At 65.7% G+C, this 22,455-nt stretch carries 22 protein-coding genes and 1 pseudogene; 19 read left to right on the top strand and 4 right to left on the bottom strand.

Going from position 1 to position 22,455, the window contains the following annotated elements:
• The 4 genes from E1809_RS20450 to E1809_RS20435 form a co-directional block, all read left to right on the top strand.
• Positions 1-390 (top strand): SDR family oxidoreductase (locus E1809_RS20450; protein ID WP_133206075.1); only part of this gene is annotated, 390 nt, incomplete at its 5' end.
• A complete protein-coding gene (locus tag E1809_RS20445) occupies positions 390-1,466 on the top strand; it encodes an L-idonate 5-dehydrogenase (RefSeq protein WP_133206074.1) in 1,077 nt (358 codons plus the stop codon). The genes E1809_RS20450 and E1809_RS20445, both read left to right, overlap by 1 nt.
• A gap of 2 nt (positions 1,467-1,468) precedes the next feature.
• Positions 1,469-1,993, top strand: a complete 525-nt coding sequence (locus tag E1809_RS20440; protein WP_133206084.1) for a gluconokinase — start codon at positions 1,469-1,471, stop codon at positions 1,991-1,993.
• Between the two features lie 7 nt (positions 1,994-2,000).
• Positions 2,001-3,059 carry a sugar-binding transcriptional regulator gene (locus tag E1809_RS20435; RefSeq protein WP_133206073.1) on the top strand — a complete coding sequence of 353 codons (1,059 nt, stop codon included), beginning with the start codon at positions 2,001-2,003 and terminating at the stop codon, positions 3,057-3,059.
• 70 nt (positions 3,060-3,129) lie between these two features.
• On the opposite strand, the gene E1809_RS20430 is transcribed toward E1809_RS20435, so the two are convergent.
• A complete protein-coding gene (locus tag E1809_RS20430; RefSeq protein WP_133206072.1) occupies positions 3,130-4,485 on the bottom strand; it encodes an MFS transporter in 1,356 nt (451 codons plus the stop codon).
• Positions 4,486-4,729: 244 nt separating this feature from the next.
• Here E1809_RS20430 and E1809_RS20425 point away from each other — a divergent pair, with 244 nt between their 5' ends.
• Together E1809_RS20425 and E1809_RS20420 are read left to right on the top strand one after the other, a co-directional pair.
• Complete coding sequence (locus E1809_RS20425) at positions 4,730-5,317, top strand: VOC family protein (protein ID WP_165962425.1); 588 nt, start codon at positions 4,730-4,732, stop codon at positions 5,315-5,317.
• Positions 5,318-5,585: 268 nt separating this feature from the next.
• Positions 5,586-6,242 carry a helicase associated domain-containing protein gene (locus tag E1809_RS20420; protein ID WP_133206070.1) on the top strand — a complete coding sequence of 219 codons (657 nt, stop codon included), beginning with the start codon at positions 5,586-5,588 and terminating at the stop codon, positions 6,240-6,242.
• Positions 6,243-6,274: 32 nt separating this feature from the next.
• Here the strand turns inward: E1809_RS20420 and E1809_RS27790 are convergent, their stop codons facing one another.
• On the bottom strand, positions 6,275-6,400 hold the full coding sequence (locus E1809_RS27790) for a hypothetical protein (RefSeq protein ID WP_268908729.1): 126 nt from the start codon (positions 6,398-6,400) through the stop codon (positions 6,275-6,277).
• Between the two features lie 1,932 nt (positions 6,401-8,332).
• Between E1809_RS27790 and E1809_RS20415 the strand changes: the two genes are divergently transcribed.
• The 4 genes from E1809_RS20415 (at position 8,333) to E1809_RS20400 (ending at position 9,785) form a co-directional block, all read left to right on the top strand.
• A complete protein-coding gene (locus tag E1809_RS20415; protein WP_165962424.1) occupies positions 8,333-8,593 on the top strand; it encodes an HNH endonuclease family protein in 261 nt (86 codons plus the stop codon).
• A gap of 87 nt (positions 8,594-8,680) precedes the next feature.
• A complete protein-coding gene (locus E1809_RS20410; protein ID WP_133206068.1) occupies positions 8,681-8,986 on the top strand; it encodes a hypothetical protein in 306 nt (101 codons plus the stop codon).
• Positions 8,983-9,423 (top strand): DUF3846 domain-containing protein, encoded by a 441-nt coding sequence (locus E1809_RS20405; RefSeq protein ID WP_133206067.1) that lies wholly within the window; start codon positions 8,983-8,985, stop codon positions 9,421-9,423. Before E1809_RS20410 ends, E1809_RS20405 begins: the two co-directional genes overlap by 4 nt.
• On the top strand, positions 9,420-9,785 hold the full coding sequence (locus E1809_RS20400; RefSeq protein WP_133206066.1) for a hypothetical protein: 366 nt from the start codon (positions 9,420-9,422) through the stop codon (positions 9,783-9,785). Before E1809_RS20405 ends, E1809_RS20400 begins: the two co-directional genes overlap by 4 nt.
• A 24-nt stretch (positions 9,786-9,809) precedes the next feature.
• Here the strand turns inward: E1809_RS20400 and E1809_RS20395 are convergent, their stop codons facing one another.
• Together E1809_RS20395 and E1809_RS20390 are read right to left on the bottom strand one after the other, a co-directional pair.
• Complete coding sequence (locus E1809_RS20395) at positions 9,810-9,965, bottom strand: VOC family protein (protein ID WP_133206065.1); 156 nt, start codon at positions 9,963-9,965, stop codon at positions 9,810-9,812.
• Between the two features lie 20 nt (positions 9,966-9,985).
• Positions 9,986-10,324: a histone-like nucleoid-structuring protein Lsr2 gene (locus E1809_RS20390; RefSeq protein WP_165962423.1), complete on the bottom strand. Its 339-nt coding sequence runs from the start codon at positions 10,322-10,324 to the stop codon at positions 9,986-9,988.
• A 151-nt stretch (positions 10,325-10,475) separates the two neighbouring features.
• On the opposite strand from E1809_RS20390, the gene E1809_RS20385 reads away from it, so the two are divergent.
• From E1809_RS20385 to E1809_RS26855, 9 genes and pseudogenes are all read left to right on the top strand, one after another.
• The gene (locus E1809_RS20385) at positions 10,476-12,320 is read left to right on the top strand and encodes a DHH family phosphoesterase (protein WP_133206063.1); all 1,845 of its coding nucleotides are present in this window, start codon (positions 10,476-10,478) and stop codon (positions 12,318-12,320) included.
• Entirely contained in the window at positions 12,317-13,132 is an 816-nt protein-coding gene (locus E1809_RS20380) for a CPBP family intramembrane glutamic endopeptidase (RefSeq protein ID WP_133206062.1), read from the top strand. The genes E1809_RS20385 and E1809_RS20380 overlap by 4 nt, the downstream gene beginning before the upstream one ends.
• A gap of 143 nt (positions 13,133-13,275) precedes the next feature.
• The gene (locus E1809_RS20375; protein WP_133206061.1) at positions 13,276-13,731 is read left to right on the top strand and encodes a hypothetical protein; all 456 of its coding nucleotides are present in this window, start codon (positions 13,276-13,278) and stop codon (positions 13,729-13,731) included.
• 656 nt (positions 13,732-14,387) lie between these two features.
• A pseudogene (locus E1809_RS28045) lies at positions 14,388-14,600 on the top strand (META domain-containing protein); the annotation flags it as partial.
• 1,560 nt (positions 14,601-16,160) lie between these two features.
• Positions 16,161-18,038 (top strand): DNA primase family protein, encoded by a 1,878-nt coding sequence (locus E1809_RS20365; RefSeq protein WP_205754279.1) that lies wholly within the window; start codon positions 16,161-16,163, stop codon positions 18,036-18,038.
• Between the two features lie 155 nt (positions 18,039-18,193).
• The gene (locus E1809_RS20360; RefSeq protein ID WP_133206059.1) at positions 18,194-21,478 is read left to right on the top strand and encodes a hypothetical protein; all 3,285 of its coding nucleotides are present in this window, start codon (positions 18,194-18,196) and stop codon (positions 21,476-21,478) included.
• A gap of 81 nt (positions 21,479-21,559) precedes the next feature.
• Positions 21,560-21,880, top strand: coding sequence for a PDDEXK family nuclease (locus E1809_RS20355; protein ID WP_133206058.1), 321 nt, complete (start codon positions 21,560-21,562; stop codon positions 21,878-21,880).
• 39 nt (positions 21,881-21,919) lie between these two features.
• A complete protein-coding gene (locus tag E1809_RS20350) occupies positions 21,920-22,150 on the top strand; it encodes a thioredoxin domain-containing protein (protein ID WP_133206057.1) in 231 nt (76 codons plus the stop codon).
• A complete protein-coding gene (locus E1809_RS26855; protein ID WP_165962422.1) occupies positions 22,134-22,280 on the top strand; it encodes a hypothetical protein in 147 nt (48 codons plus the stop codon). Before E1809_RS20350 ends, E1809_RS26855 begins: the two co-directional genes overlap by 17 nt.
• Positions 22,281-22,455: the final 175 nt, after the last annotated feature.

Below are 22,455 nucleotides of genomic sequence, written 5' to 3'. Positions count from 1 at the left end.
CGCGAGGCTGCCCGGCACATGATCCCGCGCGGGCGCGGGAAGATCATCAACATCTGCTCGGTGCAGACCGACCTTGCCCGTCCCACGATCGCGCCGTACGTCGCCGCGAAGGGCGGCCTGCGCAACCTCACCCGGGCGATGACCGCCGAATGGGCGGCCTCGGGCCTGCAGATCAACGGCATCGCGCCGGGCTACATCCACACGGAGATGACGCAGAACCTGGTGGATGACGTCGACTTCAACTCCTGGATCCTGGGCCGCACCCCGGCGCACCGTTGGGGGACCGTGGAGGACCTGGCYGGACCGGCGGTCTGGCTGGCCTCGGACGCGTCGAATTTCGTCAACGGCCAGACGATCTTCGTCGACGGCGGAATGACGGTGGTGGTCTGATGAGCGGCTTCCAGCTTCCCGCGTCCACGCCCGCGGTCGTCGCGCATGCCGCGGGTGACCTGCGCATCGAGGACATCGAACTTGCGGCACCTGCTGCCGATCAGACCGTCGTCGAGATCGCCTACGGCGGGATCTGCGGTTCGGACCTGCACTACTGGCTCCATGGAGCAGCGGGCGAATCGATCCTGAAGGCGCCCCTGGTGCTCGGACACGAGATCGTGGGCACCGTGGTGCAGCAAGCGGCCGACGGAACCGGTCCGGTGGCCGGGACCCCGGTGGCGGTCCACCCGGCCACCCCGGGCCCCGGTGCTGCGAAGTACCCCGAGGACCGGCCGAACCTGTCCCCGGGCTGCACCTACCTTGGCAGCGCGGCACGCTTCCCGCACACCGACGGGGCCTTCAGCCGTTACGCGGCCTTGCCCTCCCGGATGCTCCGGCCCCTTCCCGCAACGCTGGGCCTGCGCACTGCCGCCCTCGTGGAACCGGCCAGCGTCGCCTGGCACGCCGTATCCCGTGCGGGCAATGTGGCAGGCAAGACCGCGCTCGTGATCGGAAGCGGTCCGATCGGTGCGCTGGCAGTCGCTGTCCTGAAGCGGGCGGGTGCGTCCCGGATCGTGGCCGTGGACATGCACGACAAGCCGCTGGAGATTGCCCGCGCGGTCGGCGCCGACGAGGTCCTCAAGGGCGACGACGCCGAGGCGATCGCGGCGGTGGAAGCCGACGTCGTGATTGAATCCTCCGGCAGCCACTTCGGCCTGGCATCGGCCATCAAGGGAGCCGTGCGCGGCGGCAAGGTGGTCATGGTCGGGTTGCTGCCCTCCGGTCCCCAGCCGGTCTTCATCTCCCTGGCGATCACGCGCGAACTCGAACTGCTCGGCTCGTTCCGCTTCAACGACGAGATCGACGAGGTCATCACCGCCCTCGCGGACGGCTCGCTCTACGTCGACCCCGTGGTCACCCACGAATTCACCCTCGACAAAGGCCTCGAAGCCTTCGAAGTGGCCAAGAATTCCGCCGAATCAGGAAAAGTCCTCCTGAACTTCGGCCCGGCAGGATCCGCTCAGGTGGCGTCGTGAGCATGGTGGTACCTCCGATCGTGGTGATGGGCGTGTCCGGCAGCGGGAAGAGCGCCGTGGGCCGCGCCCTGGCCCTGAGCCTTGGCGCGGCCTTCCTCGACGCCGACGACCTGCACCCTGCATCAAACAAAGCCTTGATGGCCGCGGGTACTGCCTTGACCGATGCCGACAGGTTCCCGTGGCTCCGCGCGGTGGCCGCCGCCCTGGCCGGCAGCTGGAACGCGGACAGGCCCCCGGTGGTGGCCTGTTCGGCCCTCAAACGCACCTACCGGGACCTGCTTCGGGAAACAGTGCCGGAGCTTCTCTTCGTCTATCTTCACGGGGACACCGGGACCATCGCCGGCCGGCTCGCGGACCGCGACGACGAATTCATGCCGGCCAGCCTCCTGGCTTCGCAGATCGACACCATCGAACCGCCCGGCCCTGACGAACCCCACCTCCGGGTACCCCTGGAGCATCCGGTGGAGCACAGCGTGGATCTGGTCCTCGGTGCCCTGCACCGGTCCGGCGCCGCGTCCCGGCGCTGATCGACACGTGGGCCGCATCGAAGAAGACAGCCGCGACCAGCTGCTGGAAAGGGTCGCCCGCCGCTACTTCGTGGACGGCATGCTGCAGGAAAACATCGCCGCGATTGAACACCTCTCCCGTCCGAGCGTTTCGCGGCTTTTGACCGAGGCCCGCGCCCGGGGCGTGGTCCAGTTCAGAATCGGGCCACCCGTGGACAGGATCCTCGAACTGGAAGCCGCACTCCTGCGCCGCACACCGCTGGACCGGTGCGTCGTTGCCACCGGCAAGCCCCGGGCACTCTACGGTCCCTCCAGCAGATGGGGCTACGTGGCGGCCCGCCACGTTGAAACACAGCTGAGGAACGTGTCCATCTTCGGCGTGGCATCAAGCCGTTCGCTCTCCTCCCTCGCGGGCTCCATGGCCGCAGGACACCGGCCCGAGCTGACCGTCGTCGATCTTCTGGGTTGCCTCCCCGGCGGCCGATCGCACGAGGTTCCGCGATACCTCGACGCGACGGCCCTTGCGCGAGACGCCGCCCCCCGGCACCTGGCCGGGGACCGAACACACAAAGCCGGCAGGACGTCGGAAGACGGACCCAACACCGCCCAGCTCATCGCCGCCCGGCTGGGAGCCGCCTTCGTGCCCGTCCCCGCGCCCTTCGTGTACCGGTCCGCGGCCTCACGCGACGCCGCCCTCGGCTCCAAGGCCATCCGGGATGCCCTGGGGATTGGTCCCCGCTGCGACCTGGCGCTGGTCGGAGTCGGGTCAATGCAGCGCTTCGACGGGACAGGAAGCTATAGCCCCATCCCGGCCAAGGCACTCAAAGACCTCGCGGCCCAGGGCGCCACAGGCCACCTCTGCGGGCACTTCATCACCGCCGACGGCGTGATATTGGACCTGCCCGACTATCCGGCCCTGCTGGGAATCACCGTCGAGGGCCTACGGCAGATCCCGCAACGGATCGCCGCAGCCGCGGGCCGGCACAAGGTCGCCTCCATTGCCGCAGCCATCAACGCCAACCTCATCACGGAACTCGTCACTGACCAGCCCACCGCCGCCACACTCCTCACCGAGCTCCAAGCCTGACCACTCATGAACCGTTCCTGGCGGGCCGGGCGGGCGGCGTCACCCGCCACCACCGGACCCGCCCAGGGATCTACTCCAGGGTGGCCGCTTTGGTCTCCTTGGCCATCAGGTAGACCACCCCGCCGAACGCGAGCAGCGCGGCAAAGAGGTAGAACGCCGGGGGCACCGCCTCCACGGTGACGTTCTGCTTGATCATCGAACCACCCACCAGGGCACCCATGAGGGCAGGACCGAAGATCTTGGCTGTCGCGCCGACGCCGTAGCCAAGCCCCAGACCTGTCGCCCGGACCTCGTCCGGGAACTGCTCGGCCCCGAAGGCATTGAGGATCCCGAAAGCACCGTCACCGAAAATCATCGTCATCAGCACCCCCGCGAAGAACAGCCCGCCGGTCCGGGCGTTGGCCGCGATAAGGCAACCAACCGCACCGAGCACGCCGAAGGAGAGCAGGACCGGCCGCCGGCCGATCCGGTCAGCCAACCACGCCGAGCAAAGCCTGCCGGCCATGTCGCCCACCGCTACCCAGGTGAACAAGGCGCCGACCGCGGCCGCGGAATAGCCGAAGCCGTCCTTGAGCAGCGTCTGGCCCCAGGACTGGACCGTGAACGAACCCAGAATGAAACAAAACGAACCGAGCGTGACGATTGCGAGCTGTTTCGGGTATTTCCGGAACAGGACACGGTACGGTGCCTTCGATTCACGCGTGGCCGCCGGCAGCAGGCCGACCTCCCCGGCAGGGATTTCCAAGGCCCAGGCAAACGCAGCCCGGGCCTCCTCGGCCCGGCCCTTCAGCTGCAGGAACCTTGGTGATTCGGGGACGCGCCGCAGCCACAGGAGCAGAAAGACCGGCAGGACACCGAGCGCGATCAGTCCGCGCCAGCCCAGCGAATCTCCCAGCCATTGCTGAGCCTGCGCTCCGAGGAGCAGCCCCAGCGGAATGAAGACCGACGCGAGGCCGGCAAGGAGGCCGCGGCGCCTGGCCGGCACGAGTTCCTGCACGTACGGGATGGAGGAGACGTTCAGGCCGCCGACACCGATGCCCACCCCCACGCGGAGGAGGGCCAGCATCCACCAACCGCGGTCAGGGGTCAACACGGACAGGAAGGTGAAGAAGGTAAAGAGGACAACGCACCAGAAAAAGGCCCTCCGTCGTCCGACCTTGTCGGCCAGTCGCCCCCACAGGATCGCGCCGACCACCGTGCCGAGACCCGAAAGGGCAAGGATGATGCCCGCTTCCAGGCCCGTGAGATGCCATGGCGCCGTCAGCAACGAGACGACGAAACCGATGAGGAACATGTCGAAGAACTCGGAAATGTTCCCGAGAACCACCAGAGCGATGAGGCTCCTCTGGTGGGAGGTCAGAGGGCGGGAATCGATCTGCTGCGTGGCAGTAAGAACTGGGGTGGTTATCCCCACAGGTGCTTTCATGACGTCCGATCTTTCGGGGTGCGCTTCACCCGGCGGCTGTGCCGTGTGTCACAGATAAATGGTCGCCCCGATTCAACCCGTCCCCGGGCCGGGTCTTCAATCAATCCCCCCGGATCTGCACATCTGTTCCGAAAGCAACAGAATTGGCCGTTACCCCTCAACCGCTGCCGGCTCCATGCCGATACTGGAAATTCGTCTGCGCGCCAGCACCGCCGCAGAACCGGTACGAAAGAGGGATTGCAACATGCGCCAAATACAACTGACCCCATCCACTGATCACGAGCTACCGGCCCGGATGATGAGGATGCACCACGTATGCCTCGTCGTCTCCGATATCGACGCCACCCGGGACTTCTATGTCAACGTCCTCGGATTCGAGGAAATCCACCGGCCAACCGACTTCGTGTTCCACGGCGCCTACTTCCGCAACGGCGACGTGGAAGTCCACGTCGTCCGCGAAACCGAGCCCGGCCGGCTTACCAAACACGCCCCCGGCTGGGACGGCGAGGAACTACGCACCGGGCTGTGCCACCACTTCGCGGTAATGGTCGAGTCCTTCGAACCATTCCTGGCAGCAATGAGGGAACGCGGCCTCGAACGGGTCGGCGGACCACGCGTCCGCGATGACTACGTCGAACAGATCTACATCGCCGACCCCGACGGACACATCATCGAACTGCTCTATCAACACACCCCGGACGCAGGACATGCACGACGCATCGAAATCTTCGACCTCGGCATCGCCGTCCCCGTCGCTCCCGGACACCATGTGCTGGACCCGCGCGCCACGTACGGACTCAAACCAACCAACAGCCAAGACCATATGAGGTGATCTGTCCGTTTCCATCCGGTCGATGACCCAACCTGCGCTGAGGCCAGGACGGCGGCTTTGACCTTCGGCTCAAAGGCCTGGGCGAAGGTCGGGATCATGCCCCAGCGCCCCGGGGGGTGTTCCGGGACAAGGTAAAAGTCCCGCCGGATGGGGGACCGGACGGGACACGGCCACTGTACCAAGCGGTACCTGCAGGTCAAGGGGACAGCCGGACCGCCTTCCCCGGGTGAATTCCTGTGAAACCTGCAGGGTGTGGGAGGCTCGTGGGGTGGGGGATGAAGCAGCGGGGGAGCGGTCGTTTACCAGCCGGGACGAATGGGAGCTGATGTACCGTCGGGGGCTGAGCCCGGCGGTGATCGCCAGGACGTGCAACGTGCCGGTGGCCAGGGTGAACTGGACTATCGGACGGCGTGTGAGCGATGATCCCGGGCTGCGCCAGGAGCACTTGCACAATGCCCCGCCCATCGTGGTGGATGCGCCGACCCGGGACTGGACAGCCAGGGTTGATCAATACCGAGAGTTCCTGGCCCGGATGGGGCGTCCGCCCGGAATCACGGCGGGCAGTTCCCCGGCGGAGCTGACCCTGGCCCGCTGGCTCGCCGCCCAGCGCACCCTGGACAGGCAAGGCAGGCTCTGGGAGGCGAAAATCCGGCATCTGGATCAGGCGGGGCCGTGGCGCCGGTCGTTCCGGCAGGAGCGTGATGAACGCCGCTGGCAGGACCGCCTGAACGCTCTCTGCCGCTTCCGGGCCGGACGGGGCCGGTGGCCGTCGTGGAAGAACCCAGCCGGGGATGAGGAACGCCGGCTGGGAACCTGGCTGCACAAGCAGCGGCAGGCCGCCGGCCAAGGCCGTCTCAGCGACGCCCGCCGGCACCGGCTCGATGAGCTCGTGCCGGGCTGGAACCCCTGGCGGACCGGACCCTAGAAACACCGGCCCGGTTCCCGTGCCGTCAACGCTCATTGGCCGGTGGCGTGCCAAAGATCCAGGACCGGTTTCGCGGCCGCGAGTACCAGTCCGGCGGCGGAGGTCCAGATCCCGGCGATCTGCCAGGCATTGGCCCGCGGCCGCCGCTCATCCACCATGCTTTAGGCTTCCTCCTTTACCGTGCGGGGAACCGTCCTAGGTCCCGGATATGGCACCCGGGCGGTCCGGGACCGCTGGCACGGGCACCACACACACCGGAATACAACACGAAGGTAGTCCTGGAACAAGCCATCATGTCGGGCGGCCGCCGGGCCCAGGAGGTTCGCGGCACAGCAGGCCACCGTCCAGGAATGCTGTGACCTGTCCTGTTGCCAGCCGCTTATGGCCCGCAAACATAACGGATTTGGCCAACCCCGGCCGGATTTTGACCACAACCGGGCCGTACTCATCGTCTGGTCATGTCTTGTCATATCTCGTCCGGAACGGGGCCGGAAACGGCCCGCTTGAGGGCAGGAATGGTGTCTCACTGCGTTTCGTGGCTGTTTTTCCGGAGGCAGGCGAGGATATTGCACCCCGACGAGACCTGCGGCCGTTTCGAAGGCCAGAATCAGCAACGCATCTCCCGGGATTGGCTTGCTGGGTGGTCGGATCCGACCAGCCGTCGGCCATTAATGGCCGGATCGATGGCCAATCGTGGCCAGTCCCGGCACGGGGAATTCGACCCTGCGCGGTACTGCTCTATGGATTGGCCGCACGTGGTCCGCCGCCGCCAGAGGTGGTCTTTCCGGTCGGCCGCAGAGTGATGTTGACATGGCCGGGCCCGGCGCACGGTGCGGCTACGGTGCCACCGGAAGCAAAGAGTCCTACAGCATGGGCCGCCCGGGTGCCCTCGCGCCCCGGCGCAGCTGTTTCCACGCCGCGGATCGGATACCGGCGCAGCTTCCTGCCGCCCCTGCCGATCAGCCGCCCGTGCCACCGGGCGGCTCTCTTTTCTGGATGCGCCAACGTTGCTGCCCTTGACGGCCGCATGCTGTTTCAGTCCGTCCTGCGGACGGCGCGGTCCGCCTCTGGCGCGGTGCGATGAGGCACTGGCGGACCACCTGCGGTGGCACAAGGCAGCCGGACCAACGTATCGATGCTCTGAGCGATACAACGCCGGCGACGCGCCGGGCTGACGCCCGCCGTGCAGAAGGCTGGTGAGGCCGGCAACGTGCCTGCGGCACAGCGCACCCAGGCGGTGTCTCAGCTGCCTGATGCAGCCCGTGCCACGACAAGGCGACCGACCGTTGCACGGCAGTATCAGGCTGTGGTTTCCACAGGTTTGTCCACAGCCGCGACCAGGGGCTGGAAGCTGCGCGTCCGGGCTGTGCCGGAGGGTCCGTCGCGGTGCGACAGAAGGATGCCAGCACCTGGAAGCTGCGCGTCCGGGCTGTGCCGGAGGGTCCGTCGCGGTGCGACAGAAGGATGCCAGCACCTGGAAGCGAAGAGTCGCCGGCAGGGGAGAGGAGGCGCCGTTCGTGCCTCACGACGCCCCAAACGGGCGACCGAACGGCGGTGCCACGCGCACCAAAATGACCGAACACCATAAAGTTCGGATGACCAGGGCAAACGTCCGGTGCCGTACGGGCGCTGCGCGCAGAATGCGGTGCAGTCCGGAACCGTACGTACGGCAAGAAACCCTGATATACGAGCGTTCCGGGCCTCCGCTAACGCTCCGGCCGCGGAACAAGGGCTGTAGAGGGAAAGGGCATAAGCAAATCTGGCAACACATTCCTGCGGCAACCTCGCTTCGCTCGGACGTGTTGGTCGGCATAGCCGACGGATTTGCCCGGTCGCTGGCGCTCCCTGATCTCGCTGCGCTCGGCATGCCCATTCCGCTTCGCTCAGGGAAATTGAGCCGCTGCGCCCGGCGCCCGGTACCCACCGTTGGACGCCCTGCCGGGCGCACTCATGAAGTGTGATGGCGGCGGCCGCCGATCCTGCGGAGGACGGCTCAGGCCAGCGGAGCTGGCACGGGAGGAATCAGGAGTCTGGACAAAGTGTCGACTCCTGATCGAACGATTCCCCGGACCACCGGCCAAGAGGTCAACATGACCCGCGGAATGAGCCTCTACGGGTGGCTCTTGAAGGATTCCGTCCAGGGCCAAACGACCGGCTGCATGGTCTGGCAAAGACCGAACAAGCCCCGATGGGGGCGCATCTGCGTGAACGGCACCATGCAGCTGGTGCATCGCCTCGCCTATTCGATATTTCTTCCGATCCCTGACGGACTCGTCCTTGATCACCTCTGCCTCAACCGCGAATACAAAGCGCAACGAGAACCGACGCTACCGGAAGCGCAAAAAACGTGAGGCACTGCCTGATCGCTGCCGTCTGAACAATCATGCCGATCCACAAATCATTGCCCTCATCATTCCTTGACGAAAGGACCCGTCATCATGGCCGAGCCAACTCCTTACGACACCGGCGCCCGCTGCGAACCGAAGCCGTGGCTTCCCACCAGCGACGTTCAGCAGCTTGCTCTCCGGAACGATCTTCCCGACGATTTCGGCAAGGTCGACTTTGACAACGACGAGGGCGGCACAGTCTGCGTCGCATACGTCGAACGGAACGGCGACGGCCGGTTCACCGTCCATATCCAACCCTTGGTGGACGAGGAGCTCCGCGTCATGGTGCACCGCGACGACGGGTCCGTCGTGATCCTGCCCGGCCCGGCCTCATCGGCCACGGAGAAGGATTCATGATGAAGGTTGCCATCATTCGCGCCGACGGGGACCTGCAGTACGAAGACGTCGCCAGGATCGAACTGGCATACCTACGGAACCAGGTGGCCGGGCACATCGAAGCGCTGCGGATCCCCGGAACCGGGATCACCTTCTACCTCAACGAAGACGGGAAGCTCCTCGGGCTGCCGGTCAACGCCCGCGCCACTGCAATCGCCCGGCGCAACCGGGCGCTGTCCTTCACCGATGCCGTCGTCGGCAACGTCGTCGTTGTCGGCCCCGCGGACAAGCACGGCGACGACACCGGTCTCTCCCGGGAGCAGATCGTCTGGCTGGAGAAGGAGCTGTCCGTCGACGAAATCATGGAGCTGCTCAGCCCCGACCCGTGGGGCCAGGCAGCAGCGAGGCCCGCCGGTCCGCCCGAAAGCCGCGGCGACGACGAGGAGGCGGACGGATGAGCGCGATGCAATTGCTGTCGATCCCCAACCGGGAGTTCATGGACAAGCGCGACGAGCTGGGCCGGTTCCTGCTGGAGTTTTACTACGGCAAGGGCGCGTGGGACGGTGCCGGGTTCGAGGACCTCCAGTTGAACTACCGGCTGGACGCCGAAGACATCCTGCTGTCCAACCCGCACCTGCTGTCCCTACGGGCGCGGGTGGTGCTGTGGCGAAGCGAGATCATGCGGGCGCAGATCATCGACCGGCTGGAGGTCAATGCAATCGAGGCCCGGGGCATGCCCGGTACCTGGACATCCTTCTATGACGACATGAGGGACGAGACGGAAGAGACCTGGGTGGGCGGGTGTTTCGGCGATGACTGACGGATCAATGAATCTCCCGCTGGATCACCGGCAGGACACTTGCCGGTTGGGCGTGCCTTCGACGTCGAGGCCGGCCACGCCGCGGGGGTTCCAGAGGTCCACGGCGCCAAGGGCACTCCGGTACCAGGCGACGGCCGCCGTTGCGTCCGGGACGATGACCATCACCGAAAGGGCTGCCACGTTCTGGCTCCGGTGAAGGGCTACTTGTCCCGTTTGATGTTGTGCGCCTTGTCGTAGGCAGCCATCAGGGCCTTCGGCAGCCGGCCGAACTCCGGGACGTCTTCGCCGTTCGCCTTGCCCCACTCACGGATCTTCAGGCGTTCCTCAACGCTGGTCGCCGGAACAACAGGCTTCTTCTCCGGCTCCTCGGGCACATGCTTGCGCCCCGCCTTCAGGTAGCGCTGCAGCGACGCCTCAAGCTCCTGCCGCTCGTCGGCCGTGAGGTCGATCTCGTACCACGTGTCGCCGAGTCCGAAGGTGACTGTCCCCGCATCGGACTTGCCACTGATGTCGGATTCGATGATGCTTCGCTTTGCCATATGCCGAATGTAAATCACCGACTGACGTATGGGAAGACGAGTGGACTGATTGCTCATAAATCAGCCGAAAACGATGCTGGTCCTACAGCATACTCAGCTCCTCACTGCTAAAATCACACCATTCAGGACCCGTTCGACAGGACAGGACATCATGACTCCGACCCCGCTGATTCCCGACTCCGATCCCCAGTGGGGTGAGGCTGGAGTCGTCACTGACCTGTTCACCCTCCTGTGTCAACGCCGCGGTTGGACTGACGAGTTCCTGGCCGCGATTGACCGTGCTGACCATGACCCGCTCAAGGACCTCGACACCCTGGTTGCCGCCCTGGAGGAGACGCGCAGCACCGGCGGGGTCATCACGATCGCCCCGGACTTCGACATGGACGGCATCGCGTCCGGCGTGCTCGGCTACGCGGGGCTCAAAGAGCTCGGCTTTTGCGTGAACCTGCACATCCCCGATTACCGCCGCGGCCATGACCTGACGCCGGACGACATTGCGGAGATCCACGGGATCTTCCCGGCGACGACGGTGCTGCTGACCTGCGACGGGGGAGTGAACTCGCACGCCGGCGTCCAGGCGGCCCGGGCGCTCGGCTGGAAAGTCTTCGTCACCGATCACCACCAGGAGCTCGAGCCCGGCAGCTGCGCCGACATCACCGTCGACCCCTGCCGGCTGGATGAGACGTATTCGTTGCGCGGCATCTGCGGTGCGCACGTGCTCTACCAGGTCCTGGAGGCTTACGCGCTGGCCCATCAGCCGTTCAGGCTCTGGGCGGTCCGGCTGCTGCGGCTCTTCGCCGGGCTCGGCACGGTCTCCGACGTCATGCCGGTGCTCTATGAGAACCGGCAACTGGTGAGGGACTCGTTGTCGATTGCCCGGCTGCTGCGGGTTCCCGCGCCGCTGGTCATTCCGAATCAGCGCGGCAGCCTGGACCCGGACCCGGACGCAATCGAGACCGGACACGCAACGCTGCTGCAGCTGCTCGCCGCCGAGCCCCACGACCCGGCGTATGTCGGCGCGTTCGAGGGCTTCGCGGTGCTGCTGAAGGCGTTCGCGCAGGCCGGCAAAGCGAAAAGCATCGATGACATCGACGAAGGCTTCTACGGCTTCTATGTCGCGCCGGCGATGAACAGCCCCCGCCGGATCGGCACACCGCTCTCCGATTGCTTCGCGGTGTTCACTGCCGCCACCACGCAGCAGAAGCTGGCGGCCGCCGGCAGGGTCATCATCAACAACGACCGGCGCAAGGAACTGGTCGCCGGGTACCTCAAGGAGTTGACCGGTGGAGACCAGCCGCTGGCACCCTGGGTCTACTTTTCGGCCGCGCCGATGGGGATGTACGGCCTGCTCGCCGCCCACATGATGCACGCCACCGGGCACCCCGTGGTCGTCGCCAACCGGCCGTCGTCCCCGAAGGACGCCGTCAGCGGCTCGGCCCGGGCGCCGGGCTGGTTCGACATGATCACAGCCCTGGACGGCCGGGAAGGCCTGGAGGCGGTCGGCCACCGGCAGGCCTGCGGTGTCCGCGTCAGCACCGCCGCTCTCCTGGACGATCTGGTGCGGATCCTCAGGGACACCACGCAGCAATTGATGCCAGGCCCCGGCGAGGCCGGGCATCCCGCGGGGGACCTCACGCTCGGCCCTGCTCCGGACTGCGATGCCCCGCTGGAGAATGTGGATCCGCTGATCGAAATGGTGCGGCGCCTGGAGACGCTGAAGCCGTTCGGTCACGACTTCACCGAACCGGTCTTCGAGATCGTCCTGGACGCTTTCCGGGTGGACCGGATCGGCTCCGAGGACCAGCACCTGCGCCTGGTCACCCCGACGGGGATGGCGTGCCTGTGGTGGAACGCGGCGGAGGAACACCATGAACGGCTTGCCGGGCACAGCCAACAGGACGGCGCCGGGCCGCTGCGCTTCCTGGCCCGGCTGCAGCTGAACACCTTCCGGGACGAGACCCGTCTCCAGGCCGTCATCCAGGAACCGCTGGAATGAGAGTCCAGCCGGCTACCCGGCAGGGCCGCGGCGGCTGGACCGCTGCGGCCCTGCGCGTTGCCGCATGGTGTGCAGCCATCACGGTCGCCGTGCCGGGCGGATACCTGCTGATCGGCGGCGTGGCACTGGCTGCGGTCCCTGATCCCGTCACCGCCACCATGGCCGCCGGGACCGTCGTCGCCGTCGTCGTGATCACGGCCCGGCGTCTCGGGCCGGTCTGGTTCGCCTTCAACCCGCCGCCCCGGCCGTGGGAAAAGACGGGAGTCCGAGCCTTCGTCGCCTCGGCGCTGGCCGCACTGCTGCTCGCGTTCCTTGCCGGACAGGTTGCGGCCGCAGTGCTGTACGGAGAGTACGGATCCAGCGGCTTCGATCGCCATGAACAGGCTGTGCAGTCCTCAGGCCCGGGCATGGCCCTGCTGCTGTCGCTGCTTGTCGCCCCGGCCGCCGAAGAAGCCCTCTTCCGGGGGCTGCTGTATCCGCTCCTGCGACGGCGCGCCGGCCTCGTGGTGTCCATGACGGTCACGGCGCTCCTGTTCGCGCTGATGCACGGCAACCTTGTCCAGGCGGCCGCGACCCTCCCGCTGGGCCTGCTGCTGGCGCTCATCGCCGAACGGACCCGCGGCATCGGGACGGTGGTCGTGGCGCATGCCGGATACAACCTCGCCGCCGAGCTGGTGCCACCGGCCATGATTCAGGCGCTGACCCCGGCACCGTGTGTGGTTTTCCTGATGGCCGCGGCCGGCTGCGGCGTGGTCCGCCTGGCCGGGCTGGTTCAGGCCTCAAGCGGCGACGTTGCGGGTTGCCGGGCATGAAGGCACCAAGGGAACCCCGGTGACGCGAGGCGCTGTACTTCGCGTCATCGGGGTTTTTGTGCCCTGGTGACCGGGGTTGCACCGGTCACCGGGGGATGCGGTGAAAGAAGAGTTCGTCAACCACGCGGCGGAAGGAGATCATCATGGCCGTCATCGAACCCTGTGCTTACAGCGCGGACGGCAAGCTGATGAAACCTTCGCCGCTGGCCACCCTCCGGGCCAAGTCCCGCATGGTCACCCCTGGCACGAAGTACATGCCGAGCCTCGACATCGGCTACACGCATTTCTTCCGGATCACGGCCTTCGGCCGGACTGCCGGCGAAGCCAGGCTCAACAGCAAGGCCAGGATCGGCACCCTCTACGGGCGGCTGCGCCAGGTGGAGGGATTCCGCGAGATCGAGGCCCTCAAGTACACCGACTTCATCCACACCAACCGGAACTACGCCGTCGTCTTCGAGATCACGTACGCGGTCGAACGGACCGGCACCCGCGGCCAGCGCTACGACGAAGAGCTGGGCACTCCGTACCCGGAGTACCGGCAGGACCTGGGAAAGCTGGGCTTCGGACCGGAAACAGCCGATGTGCTCAAGCAGCGCTGAAACGTGAAGACAGCAGAAGGACCGGAGGGGTCCCTTCCCACGGGGAGTGTCCCTCCGGCCCTTCCTTCACGTTCCATTCGCCGGAGCGATGGTGACGACGACAGTCACCTATCGCCACTTGTCACACTACCAGATCAAAAGGCGCCAGACAAGAGCTGATAGATGACTACGATGTGAATCAAAGAAAGCATGAATCATGACTATGAATGATGAACATCTTACTCCACCCATCAGTTCTTCCCGCGAGTAGCAGTTTCGTCAGGGAATCCGGCAGATCGCCGGCGGTGAGTACGAAAAAACAGTGACAAGGACCTCATCCACATATATGCTCCGATCAGCTTCAATGCCGGGGGGATTCGATGGAGCATTTTCGGTTGCCGCAATCGGCTTTTTGCCTTCTTTTCGCCGGCCTGCTTATGACTTCTTGTGGGTCTGGTCCGGTCGGCAAAGCCGGCACAGCCGTACCCGCTCCGCCTCCGATCAGTTCCGCGACTCCACAGGTATCCTGCGCGCCGTTCCTCCCCTCCGCTCCGTGTTCTCAATACGTCAGCATTTCAGGGAATTCGAACGGCGTCACCCTCCCGTGGGTAGCGGCTGGCGGGCTTACGGTAGAGCTGAATTCCGTGAATGGTGGACTCTAGCTCACCGCGAAGACTCCATGTAATCCGGTCAGCGGACCGGCAATGATCATGGGGAGCACTCTCGTTGTCGAAAAGCTGGCGCTCGGAGCGGTTGGCTGTGTCGGCGACCCGGCTGAACAGGAAAAGTGGGTCGTAGGGTTCCTCAAACAGCCTGTTGAAATGAGCCTCGATCAGGACACTTTGACATGGAAGAGCGGAACCGGCACTCTCAGCTTCAAAACCAGGTGACGACCGCTATCACTCTTCGAAGGGGTCGATCGCCTGTCGGCAGGACGGACAAAATGGATCTGTTGGGGCCGGGCTTCCGGCATGGCCGGCCTGGATTCGATGGACGAAGAAGCGGGAAGAAATGAATAAAGCAACTTACATCGGCATTTCCCTTCTGGGCGCTGTGGCGATTTTAGTCGGATTCTTTCTCATGTTGAGACCCCAGGGCTCGCCATTGGCCGGAATAATATTTGTATTATGTGGACTGGTTGTGGCTGTCAACACTTGTTTTGCTTACAGAAAAGCGAAATTATTAGGGAATTTTGACGAAGATTCCGGGAAATAAGGCCGAGGCCTTTGCCGGAAAAGATGCGAGGGTGAACAGAACGGTCAACAGATTCCAAAACCGCCAGCAATGCACCGCTGAATCCCGGCCCAGGTCCGTGTTGATCTGCCAAGCCATGCAGATCTCGCCTGCTTGGGGCACACCCCAAACTGACACTCAAGGCTTAGCCTTCAATTTCACGCCATTAATACCCGGGCCCCGACGTTCCTCCTCGGTGTCAGCGGCCTGGCGCTCCTCACGCCCGGAATCCACCCGGCGTTCCGGCACGGTCCCGCAGTTGCGACCGGCCCCGCCGCGGCGACCCCCGTGGCCTGGTGGAAAAGACTTGAACCCGAGCCGGTGATCCACCGGTAAACACGTGCCCCGGATGAGACCGAATCTCGTCCGGGGCCTTTTCTCCACGGCGCCGCCTGTGACGGAAAACGCGGCGGGCGCCCGGCTGTACCACTTCATCTGGTACAGCGAAAAACAGTGTCTGACCTGCGAAAACACTGTTCCGGACGAAAGTGTTGTACCACTTCGAAATCCGGTGTGGTACAGGTGTTTCCGCAGGTCAGATGCCCTTTTCGGGCCTTTGTACCACATGTACCACGCTTTTCCGACTTTTATATAGGAGCGAGGATATTGAAGCCGGAAATTACCGGTCCACTGATTTTTTGACAGGGAAAGAGGCTTGCGGAGAAAAATGAAAAGCGGTATCGCGCGCCTGCGTACGTAAGCCCATAAAAGGGTGGTACATCTGGTACAGGGGGTATCGAAACCCCTTCTGAACTGGGCTTATATATGTACCACTTTAAGATCTAAAAGTGGTACAGCGCTTCTCTGTACCACTATGAAACCCGCCCTGACCTGCGAAAACAGGTGTACCACATGAAGTGGTACACGCCCGGATACCCCGGTGGGGTATCGGGAGCCGGGCCTCCTTCTCATCAGGCCGGCCCTTTCCCGACGATGCCCGCCCCTGGGACGCCCGGGCCGGCTGGCGCCGCCCCCGGGTGGGGTGTTGTGTCGCGACCGCGCCGCCTGCGCCGACGCAGCAGACGCCGGTGGCGGCCTCCCGCGGCGGGACGTCCAATTCGAAGCTTCGCTTTTCTATCAATAGATGACCGAGTCCCCTTGCGATTCATCTATTGAATGATCTATCGTGATGATGCACGTTCCCTTCAGATATGAGCCCCGGTCAGGCTTCCCACTTCGTGCCGGCAGGGTCCTCAGGCAGCGAGAAAAGACGACCCATGACGACCTTCGAGGATGACCTTTCCGTTTTTCCAAACGACGGAAACGGCCCGGAAGGCGCCGTCTCCACTCCGGCCACCATGGCCAGGTTCGCCTTCCTGGAGGAGCTTCAGGAGTTCTTCACCAGGCGCTCCGAGGCCGCGGCTCCGCTGAATTTCATCATCACCCACGTGACTGCGGCCTACCTGGATTCCCTCGATCCGGCCGACGCGCCCGCACCCCGGGTGCTCGAGCAGGAACTGCTCGCCGCCGGCAACCTGATCATCAAGGCGGAGAACCGGAAGATTGGCAAGGACGAGCCCAGATACCCGATCGCCCGTCAGCTTTCCTGCTGGCAGCTCGCGCAGGTCCTGCTGCGCCTGCACCACGTCGTGCGCATCGCGCCCGTCAACCAGAGCACCGACCGCGAATACGACCTGCTGGCCGCGTACCAGGCCGTCGGATCCCGCCGCGGAACCTACACGCCCAGTGAGGACGACATCCGCACCACTGCGCGCCGGTACAACACCGCGCTGACCTTGAACGAGTTCAAGGAAGTCCTGGCCGTGCTGCGGGAGGACAGCCCGCGGGTGCACCTGTTGACCCACCGCGACCTCAGCGCCCAGAACAACGGCGTCCTCTACTACGGCGCCGAGCCCCTCGACCTTGACGTCGGGGGCAGGCAGTTCCACTTCGAGCCGAAAAAGATCCACCCGTTCGACCCGGCGCTTGTCTACCTGGCCAAGGCCTCCGTGAACTATGTCGAAGACGCCCCCGTCCAGGTCATCAGCCACCCGGACCGCGACGACTGGGAGGTGGTCGCATGGATCAACAGCCTGTTCGACCAGCCGGACCAGGAAGGCCTGGCCGAGCTGATCTGGGAGATCATCGGCGCGATCGTCCGGCCGCACGTCCGCTGGGGCAAGACCGCCTGGTTCTACAGCGAGAAGGGAAACAACGGCAAGGGCACCCTCTGCGCGCTCATGCGCAACCTGGTCGGCGACGGCACCCACACCTCGATCCCGCTTTCGGACTTCGGCAGGAACTTCGCGCTGGAACCGCTGATGCGCGCCAACGCGGTCATCGTCGACGAGAACGATGTCGGTACCCTGATCGACAAGGCCGCCAATCTGAAGGCGATCGTCACCGGCGACGTCATCCAGATCGACCGGAAGCACCGGATGCCCGTCGCGTTCCAGTTCCACGGCTTCATGGTCCAGTGCCTGAACGAGTTCCCGCGGGCCAAGGACAAGTCGGAGAGTTTCTACCGCCGCCAGCTGTTCGTGCCGTTCGCGAAATCCTTCACCGGCGCCGAACGAAAATACATCAAGGACGACTACCTCAGGCGGCACGAAGTCCTGGAGTACGTGCTCTGGTACGCCGTCAACCGCGCCGGGGCCGGGTCTCCCGGGAACTACTACCAGCTCTCGGAGCCCGCGGCCACCAAGGCGGTCCTGGAGGAGTACAAGGAGACCAACGACCCGGTCCGGGCATTCTGGACTGAGTTCCGCGACCGCATCATCTGGGACCTGCAGCCGTTCCCGTTCCTGTACGACCTGCACAAGGCCTGGTTCACCGACGTCTCGCCCTCCGGATCCCCGGTCAGCCGGCAGAAGTTCGTCTCCAACCTGGTGGCGATCGTGGACGAGGACCCTGACTGGCATTGCCCGGACAAGAACCGCAAGATCCGCCCCGGCGTGATGATGGACGGTCCCGAACCGCTGATCGGCGAATTCGGGCTGAAAAGCTGGTATTCGCGCACTTATACGGGCAACGACCCGTTCAAGCTCGGCCGGCCGGTGCTGCAGGCCAGTTACCGCGGGCTCATGCGCCGGACACTCTCCGCCCCGGCCGCACCGGCTTCCGCCGGCCTTTCCGGCTCCGAAGAGACGGCCTGAGCCGGCGATGCCCGACATGACCACCACCGCCCGCCGCCACGGACAGCAGAAGCCACCGCTGCAGCCGGTCCCGGTCCGCGGGCCGCACTCCCGGATCCGGGCGGGCCCGGCCACGTCCGTGTGTGCCTCCGACCACGACTGAAACGAGAACCACCATGCTTGGAACCCAGGAGAAGGCCGGGACGACCACCGCGCCCCGGCAGTTTGCCCGCGTCACCGCGGCGACGTCCCTGTTCACCTTCTACGACATCGAATCGCTCTCGAACGTCTTCAGCGTGACCGCCTACACGCCCCGGCCGGCGGGCACACCCGATGATCTCGAGGTGTTCCATCTCGTCGATGACACGGCCCTGGCCGGACAACTGGAGCGGCAGGCCCTCCTGGACGCCGTTCGTGCGGGCAACCCTGGGCTGCCGCCTGTCCGGCTGCTGCTGCACAACCTGCGTACGGTCCCGGGCACGCTCCGCCTCGCCCAGCTCGTCGGCCTCTCCGACGCCGAACAGGTCTGCCACGCCGGGACTGAATCCTCGTATCCGCCGGACCTGCGACCGGTCTGCGACACGGACCCGGTGTATGACGCACGCCGGCATCCGTTCCTCGCCGGCTACAACTCGATGAACTACGACACGACGATGCTTGCGCTCTACCTCGCCGAGGTGTTCTCCGGCATCGCCGGGCACCGGGCGCAGCTCACCCATGCCCGGCACCTGGTGGCCGGCGCCGCCACACCGGAAGACCGCTCCCACGCGCACAGCCGGCTGAGGACCGTCCTCGGCCAGCGGCCGGCGTTCGACCCGCCGACCGCCGCGGCAATGCGTGCCCACAACGACCAGCTCTTCGACCCCCGGCACATCGACTACATGCCGGGCTATCTCGGCTGGGACACCCCGGCCGGGAACATCCGCCGCGCCATGATCCAGTCCGGCCGGCATCTGGACGTCGCCCGGCTCAACGAGCACCAGCAGCGTGTCGGGCTCAAGAGACTGCTCGGCATGCTCGGACACCAGATCCGCGAATCCGGCAAGCTCGGCCACGACAGCGTCATCACCACGGCCGGGGAACTGTACGAGCTGCTGGCGTACAACGTCGCCGACTGCGTGGGCCTGGCACAGCTTTTCAAGCACCCGGCCTACTCCAGCGCCTTCGACCTGAAAGCGGGCCTGCTCGCGCAGTACACGGAGACAGTCTTCAACCGCGACGGCAGCGTGCGGCGGGACCGCCTGGCCATCGATTCGTCCTCGGCGAAGTTCGTGGGCCGGATCCTGGCACCGCATGCACCGCTGAACGACATCGAAGCCGTCTCCTTCCTGTATCCGGCACCCGAGGTCGCCGCCGAGCGGAACATCGCGCAGTCCAACGTGCTCGACGAATGCGTGCGCTTCTTCGAAGACCGCGTCGCCCCGGACCGACACAGCAACCCGGCCCAGGCCGAGGCGCACCGCGGCTTCATGCAGGTGGCCGCCTATTACCGGGCGATCGAAGGGCAGAACTTCAACGAGTCCGAGGAGTACCGCGAGCTGTACGGCCGCGACGCGACGTCGCTGCCGGACATCCCGAAAACCCCGAACAACCTGCCGTACTTCACCGCCGACGGCACCCCGTCCCCGTGCTTCGCCACGTTCTCGACCGGAGGCATCCACGGAGCCGAAGCCGACACCCTGGCCTACCGGATCGAACAGCTCGAGCACCAGCAGCAGGCCCGCATGATCGAAGCGGCCCGGAGGGTGTACCCGGACGCCCGCGACTTCGTCGCCGAGGCCAGGCGCCAGCACGGCCTGCTGACGCTTCCCGACGGCAGCACCGTGGACAAGCACCTGGTGCTGCTGGGATCCGACCCCGTGAAGGTGAAGTACCGCAGGCCGGCGAAGGCGGATCAGCTGCAGGCAGCCCAGCTCGCCCGGGCGCGGGAACTCGTTCCCGATCCGGCGGTGCTTTTGGCGACCCGGCGCCCGGAGGCCGAGGCCCTGAAGGTGCGCCTGGACGACGGCACCGTGCTGGACGGCAAGGTGGTCCTCGCCGTCACCTCGGCGGCCAAGGCTGCCTACCGCGACGAACCGGCGAAGAAGCCTCCGGTGCTTTTCGTGGGCAAGGATGACGGATCCACCCGGCTTCATCCCAGGTACGCCCGGACCAGCGCGGCCCGGGTCACGCATGAGGACTTCACCAGCTACTACCCGAACCTGCTGCGGAACATGCGCGCGTTCTGGAATCCGGAGCTGGGAGAGGACCGGTACGCGACCATCTTTTTCCGGAAGGAGGACCTCGGCCGTGAAATGAAGCAGCCGGCCCTGTCCCCGGAAGAGAAGGCCCGCCTGACGACCCTGAGGAACGGCACGAAGCTGATCCTCAACGCCGCATCCGGCGCCGGCGATGCCTCGCACAAGAACCCGATCCGGATGAACAACCGGATCATTTCGATGCGCATCATCGGCCAGCTCTTCAGCTGGCGCATCGGCCAGGCCCAGACGCTCGCCGGTGCCCGGATCATCTCCACCAACACCGACGGCCTGTATTCGGTCCTGGACCAGGAGACGAACGACCGTGTGCTGGCCGAGCAGGCGGCGCTGATCGGAGTCGACATCGAACCCGAGCCGATGTTCCTCATCAGCAAGGACTCGAACAACCGCATGGAGCTCTCGGTTCCGCCGGAAGGATCGACGCTGGCGGAGAGCAGGATCATCACCGCGTCCGGCGGGACCCTGGCCTGTCACGCAGGACCCCGCCCGGACAAGTCACTGGCCCACCCGGCCGTGATCGACCACGCCCTGGCCCGGTACCTGCAGGCCGTCGCCGGCAGGGGAGAGGCTGCCCTGTCGGAGCCGTTCGACCCTGTCCTGGGCCGCAGGATCATCGAGGACGCCCTCGACCTGCAGGATCCGGTGGCGACCGCGCTGCTGTTCCAGAACGTGATCGCGGCGTCCCGGGGCTCGATCACCTACCCCTTCGCGGCGGCCCCGCCGGACACAAACGTCGCAGATCCGAACGGCGATGTCCCCGACAGCTCCCGGATCCGGGATGCGCGGCCGCTGCAGATGGTCAACCGGGTCTTCGTCGTCCGCCCCGGCACGCCGGACGCCGTCAGCCTGCACAACGCAGGGGCGTGGAAGGTTCCACCGGCCACTTTGGCCAAACGACGCTCCGGGGAAGCCCGTATCCCGGCGGCCGACCCGGTCGCGTCGGGAATCCTGGCCCACCACGGCTGGGCCTCGACGATGTGGATGAAACAGCAGAACCAGGCCCTGACACTCGTCCCTGAGGGGCAGGATGTCCTCACCCGCAGGATCAACGGCATCGACCCGGCGTGGTCGATGGTCATCTGCAACGACGATCTGCGGGCCATGGACCGGAGCAGGCTCATTGCCATACTCTGCCCGCTGGACCTGCCCGTGTATGTCCGGATGCTCGATGAGACCTTCAGCAAGAACTGGAAGAACGCATGAGGCGGGCTTGCGCCCGCCGCGGGGGCCGGGCTGGATCGCTCCAACCGGCTCTCCGCGGTGCCGGCAGGACGGCGACAGCCGATGGCTAGGATCCTCGAGAACCCGGTGGAGCACTACCTGCTCGCACAGTGCCGCAAAAACGGTTTCCTCTGCCTGAAGTTCGTCTCCCCGGCCCGCGGCGGCGTTCCGGACCGCATCATCGTCACGGGCGGGGAGCACGGCACCGTCTTCGTCGAAGCCAAACGCCCCGGCGAGCAACCCACCCGCCGGCAGCAGGCGACCCACGCGAAGATGCGCCGGTTCGGGGCGGAAATCCACGTCGTCGACAGCTACACGGCGGTCGAGCAGCTGATGAACCACCTCTCCGGACCCGGCGCACTTCCTTTCCGGCGCCCGGCATAGCTGGCCGGTTACCCGAAATATCCACGAGAGAAGCCCGACATGAACACCGCCACCACGCGCGACATTCCGCGCACCGCCCGCAGCGAGCCCCGGATCACGATCTACGGACCCAAGGAATGCCCTAACTGCGGACAGGCCATGGTGTTCTTCGACCGGAATTCGATCGCGTACACCAAAATCTGCATCGAGGCCGGCGACACGGACCACCGGTACATCACTGAAGAGCTCGGCTACGCGGCCGCCCCGGTCAATCGTGGACATCAACCATGACACCGGCGCCGGACAGCGCACCGTGCACTGGGGCGGCCACCGGATGGACATGCTCGTGGCCGTGAGGAGCCTCGTGGTGAACATCCGGTCAAACGAAGCACCGGCCGCCGACGAGGCCCTGTCCGCGTGAACACGGACCACCACAAGTATCCACGGATCACGCCGCCGTTGTCCCGGATCTCCACGGGGCGCGGCAGGGCGGCCACCGGATCGAGGACGAAAGCGGGATGGGATGCGCTGGCCGGCCATCCCCGGCATCATTGCGGTCCCGCTCATCTGCCTTGCCGGAGCGTGGCTTCTCCTGC

This window comes from Arthrobacter terricola (assembly GCF_004354015.1).
Classification (GTDB): domain Bacteria; phylum Actinomycetota; class Actinomycetes; order Actinomycetales; family Micrococcaceae; genus Arthrobacter; species Arthrobacter terricola.
Note: the sequence above shows the minus strand (reverse complement) of the source record. Positions and strands in the feature narration are given on the sequence as shown.